The following is a 4954-nucleotide window of genomic DNA, read 5'->3' on the forward strand; positions in this document are numbered from 1 at the left end:
TCGTCTTGATAGATGGGATGGACTTTTTCTATTTTTAGGTGCTATCTTTATTGTTATGACGATGATTTCTCACATCGAAAATCGAGTTAAGGTATATATGACTTATTTACACTTCTTTTTGTCTAAGTGGCAGGCCCTTTTGTTTCAAAAAGAAGAAAATTCCCATGCGTCAGCTTTTGTAGTATAATAGTAAGCAGACAAAAAGATAGGAATGTGTTATGAAAGTATTAGCTTTTGATACGTCCAGCAAGGCTCTTTCTCTAGCCATTTTAGAGGATAAGCAAGTTCTTGCCGAGACTATGATCAATATCAAGAAAAACCACAGTATCACCCTTATGCCTGCCATCGATTTTTTGATGGAAAGTCTGGACCTGACACCCAAGGACTTGGATCGAATCGTGGTGGCAGAGGGACCAGGTAGCTACACAGGTTTACGAATTGCGGTAGCCACTGCCAAGACTTTGGCTCATACTCTGAACATTGAGTTAGTGGGGATGTCCAGCCTCTTAGCTCTGGTGCCAAGTCAGCAAGAAGGCTTGGTGGTTCCTATCATGGATGCACGTCGCAACAATGTCTATGCAGGATTTTATGAAAATGCCAAGGCTGTCTTTCCAGAAGCGCACCTGTCTTTTGCGGAAGTGCTAGAGCAGGTCAAGGATGCTGAGCAGGTGACCTTTGTCGGAGAAGTTGGAGCCTTTGTGGAACAAATCCAAGAGCATCTGCCACAAACTAACTACGAAGAAACCTTGCCAAATGCAGCTAATCTAGCTCTTTGGGCCTGGGATAAGGAAGCAGACTCCTTGCACGACTTTGTGCCAAATTACCTCAAGCGTGTCGAAGCCGAGGAAAACTGGCTCAAGAATCACACCGAGTCTGGCGAGTCTTATATTAAACGCCTATGATAGAGATCAAACGAATCCAACAGCGACCTGACTTGGCTCAAGCTATCTATGCTGTTATGGTAGATGTTTACCCAGTCAGCCCTTGGACGCTGGAACAAATCCAAGCAGACCTATCCCAAGATCAGACCTGGTATGCATTGGCTTATGATGGGGGAGAAGTGATTGGCTTTCTAGCCGTTCAGGAGAATCTCTTTGAAGCAGAAGTCCTACAAATCGCTGTCAAAGGAGCCTATCAGGGTCAGGAAATTGCGTCAGCCTTGTTTGCTCAATTGCCGACAGATAAGGAGATTTTCCTTGAAGTCAGAAAGTCAAACCAACGAGCGCAAGCATTTTACAAGAAAGAAAAGATGGTGGTCATCGCTGAGAGAAAGGCCTACTACCATGACCCAGTCGAGGACGCCATTATCATGAAGAGAGAAATAGATGAAGGATAGATATATTTTAGCATTTGAGACATCTTGTGATGAGACCAGTGTCGCTGTCTTAAAAAACGACGACCAGCTCTTGTCCAATGTCATCGCTAGTCAAATCGAGAGCCACAAACGTTTTGGTGGCGTAGTGCCAGAAGTGGCCAGTCGTCACCATGTCGAGGTTATTACGGCCTGTATTGAGGAGTCGCTAGCAGAAGCAGGGATTACCGAAGAGAACATAACAGCTGTGGCGGTTACCTACGGACCAGGCCTGGTCGGAGCCTTGCTTGTTGGTTTGTCAGCTGCCAAGGCCTTTGCTTGGGCACATGGCCTGCCGCTTATCCCCGTCAACCACATGGCTGGCCACCTAATGGCAGCTCAGAGTGTGGAGCCTTTGGAGTTTCCTTTGTTGGCACTCTTGGTCAGCGGAGGACACACCGAGTTGGTCTATGTGTCAGAGGCTGGCGATTACAAGATTGTTGGGGAGACACGAGATGATGCGGTTGGTGAGGCCTATGATAAGGTCGGCCGTGTCATGGGCTTGACTTATCCAGCAGGTCGCGAGATTGACGAGTTGGCCCATCAAGGTCAGGATGTTTATGACTTCCCTCGTGCCATGATCAAGGAAGACAATCTGGAGTTTTCATTCTCAGGTTTGAAGTCTGCCTTTATCAATCTTTACCACAATGCTGAGCAAAAGGGAGAAAGCTTGTCTACAGAGGATTTGTGTGCTTCCTTCCAAGCAGCTGTCATGGATATTCTCATGGTAAAAACCAAGAAAGCCCTAGATAAATATCCTGTTAAAACCCTTGTTGTCGCAGGTGGTGTGGCGGCCAATAAAGGTCTTAGAGAACGCCTAGCAGCCGAAATTACAGATGTCAAAGTCATCATTCCACCCCTGCGTCTCTGTGGAGACAATGCAGGTATGATTGCCTATGCCAGTGTCAGCGAGTGGAACAAAGAAAACTTCGCAGGCCTGGACCTCAATGCCAAACCAAGTCTCGCTTTTGATACCATAGAATAAAGAGTCAGCTTGAGGCTGGCTTTTTTGCTAAAATATTTTAGGTAACTATATATCAGTTTACACTAGACACAATATATAGTGCTTACAAGAATATCAAAAAGGCGACTTCCAAGAGGAAATCGTCTTTTTCATGCTTATTTCAAAAATTCATACTCAAATAGGAATGGCACAATTTCAGAATTATAATACTCTTTTACCATTGTTTTCAATGTATTCAAGTGTCCGTTTAATTCGGGATAGTTATAGATTGTTTTATCATTTTCATCTTTTTCAGATGTGTTAAGCTCATCAATAATCTGATAAACTGAATACGTTAATTTAGAATTATAATTTTTCGTTTTCTTAGCTTCTGTTAGGACTTTTCCCCATTGTTCAAATAAATCAGTCTCTTTAGAACCTTGTTTCAATTTTGCTAAGCTGACTGTTGCTAGCGTATCTCCATTAGAGTTATCCAATGACAACTCATTTCGGTAGAATCGTCCATCAGAACCATATAAACTTCTCATGTGATTTTGCGTTTCAAGTGTTGTGAATAGAAGAATTTTCAATAAGTCTTGTTCAATCTTGTTACTTGATACAGCTTTATTAAAACGTTCAACGCCATCGGCCGATTTCATAATATTAGCACGCTGTGTCCAGTGACGATTATAAGTAATGTAGCGACTGGCGGCAAACATTGGGAGTTTTTCTAGGAAGTTGTCAGAGCGAAGGAAAAAGCCATGTCCATCATATCTACCTGCCATTATTAAGGTAGCGTGTAAATCTGGGTTATCAAATCCAGAACTATATACTGCCATATAGCCCAGAATGTTTGAATTAAATAAAGGAACAACACTCTTAGTTTTACCTTCATACTCTTTACCATTTAATCCTAGATAAAGTCCATTATTTTCATCATCTATGAACTTTCTTTTATCAAAGTACTTTTGGCTATACGTGCTATGTATCCTTTTAATAATGATATTATTTTCAGGAAGTAAATTTCCATCCTTATCAATATCATAGGCTTCTAATTTTAGTGACTCTAGTGCAACTTCTTCTTTACTCCAAAGAGCACACATAATCATCGCATGAATATTAGTGTGAAAGTGTTTGCGATTAAAAGCAAAACCACCTAAAAATTTTTGATTGATGAGATGCTGAGCTTTCCAATACTTTACAGGACTATAGACAATATAAGAATCTGTTGGTTGGCGTAAATAATATTTGAAAGCAGACCAGATAAAGATATTTCCGAGTTCGTTTGTCGCTTGTCCTTTAACCTCTTTTTTCATCTCCGTCACTAAAAAGCTCTTTTTCCAAGCAGATGATTTCTTACTAGTCCCAGCTTTTTGGTGTTCAATAGAAGTAGTCTCTGCATAAGGGGGATTCTCGTACATGATAATTGTCACTTTTGGGTCGTTGATATAGCGTTTAATAATTTCATTGTTAATGTATTCCTTGCTAAGAGCGTCAGCTCCTCGGACTAGTCCCATATTAAACGTATCTTCTTTCTCAGTTGGTGGGATAATGTGGCGAACCTTGTCACCTAGCAACTCAACAAGAACTTTATATTCATAGTATTCAATAGTAGAAAGGACGCAGTGACTTAGTTCCTCGTCGCTCATCAATTTCTCGAGGTTTCCAGTCCCAGCACATCTATCCAAAATAATATAATCATTTCCTTCTGGAACACGCTTAATAGCTTGTCGGACTAGCTCCAATGACTTTTCAACATAAGGTTCAGGAGTGTAGAAAGCTCCTAAGTTTTTCTTTTGTAAAGTATCATTGAGTTTATCCATCAAATAGTGAAATTGTGCATTAGTTTCACCGATATAGGGATTGATAAATTCTTTTAGTTTCTCAGGTTTCCGAATTTCACCAATAATTTTAACTTTACCAGTTTGGTCACCGATAAAATCAGACTTTTTAGCTCCTTTGTTTTCACGATAAAAACGTTCCGCCCAACCAACAATACAGTTTTCGTCAATGTTAATTTTTGTGTATTGCTTTGAACGTAGTAAAGTAATGAGACGACTTTCATCTAGTTGACTTTGACCGTATTCTAAAACCTCAAGAGGAGCATCAGAAGAAAAACCAGCTGTTTTAACACTTGCACCACCAAAATATACTTTTTCGATATGTGTTAAATATTCCTGACTATCAAAAACGTAGATTTTTTCATTCGTTAGCGATACAAGCAGAATGTTTTTAGGGATTTCTTTCCCTTTGATTCTCCGAGCGGATAGATATTTGATGGTTTGGAATAGAACAGAGTTAATATCATTGATAACAACTTTAAATTCAATCAGATTTCCATATACAATACCATCTGTATAATCCGTTAAAATATCATCTGTTTTCAAAGTTTTATCAACAAGAGGTAGATAATCTTGATAAAACTTGAGTTGTCCATCAACTTCGTTTGAGAAATGGTTATGCATATTGTAGCTCCCCATTTCTCTCTAAAGATAACTCAGAAAACTCAACATAAAAAGCCTTCTCACAAAAATGTGAAAATGCCTGTTTTAATGCTTGACAAAAAACACGTCCGATTACATAATCAGCGTGAGCTGTGAGCTGTGATTGCGTTCATAATACTTAATTTCCTTTATTTTTGTTACTTCTATTATATCAAA

The 4954-nt window shown here is 39.9% G+C and carries 5 protein-coding genes; 4 read left to right on the forward strand and 1 reads right to left on the reverse strand.

The window, feature by feature from the left end:
* From GMD4S_RS13835 to tsaD, 4 genes are all read left to right on the forward strand, one after another.
* The coding region (locus tag GMD4S_RS13835; RefSeq protein WP_000306565.1) for a hypothetical protein at positions 1-187 on the forward strand (187 nt) is incomplete at its 5' end.
* A gap of 31 nt (positions 188-218) precedes the next feature.
* A complete protein-coding gene (gene tsaB / locus GMD4S_RS11440; RefSeq protein WP_000865681.1) occupies positions 219-902 on the forward strand; it encodes a tRNA (adenosine(37)-N6)-threonylcarbamoyltransferase complex dimerization subunit type 1 TsaB in 684 nt (227 codons plus the stop codon).
* On the forward strand, positions 899-1336 hold the full coding sequence (gene rimI, locus GMD4S_RS11445; protein WP_000569855.1) for a ribosomal protein S18-alanine N-acetyltransferase: 438 nt from the start codon (positions 899-901) through the stop codon (positions 1334-1336). Before tsaB ends, rimI begins: the two co-directional genes overlap by 4 nt.
* Positions 1326-2336, forward strand: a complete 1011-nt coding sequence (gene tsaD, locus GMD4S_RS11450) for a tRNA (adenosine(37)-N6)-threonylcarbamoyltransferase complex transferase subunit TsaD (RefSeq protein ID WP_000655082.1) — start codon at positions 1326-1328, stop codon at positions 2334-2336. The genes rimI and tsaD overlap by 11 nt, the downstream gene beginning before the upstream one ends.
* A 134-nt stretch (positions 2337-2470) precedes the next feature.
* On the opposite strand, the gene GMD4S_RS11455 is transcribed toward tsaD, so the two are convergent.
* Entirely contained in the window at positions 2471-4681 is a 2211-nt protein-coding gene (locus GMD4S_RS11455) for a hypothetical protein (RefSeq protein WP_237739029.1), read from the reverse strand.
* Positions 4682-4954 lie beyond the last annotated feature (273 nt).

This window comes from Streptococcus sp. GMD4S (assembly GCF_000296955.1).

What these genes read in the sequence shown, in the direction of transcription:
- tsaB (WP_000865681.1), top strand. Translation starts at nt 219, where the DNA reads ATGAAAGTATTAGCTTTTGATACGTCCAGCAAGGCTCTTTCTCTAGCC.
- tsaD (WP_000655082.1), top strand. Translation starts at nt 1,326, where the DNA reads ATGAAGGATAGATATATTTTAGCATTTGAGACATCTTGTGATGAGACC.
- rimI (WP_000569855.1), top strand. Translation starts at nt 899, where the DNA reads ATGATAGAGATCAAACGAATCCAACAGCGACCTGACTTGGCTCAAGCT.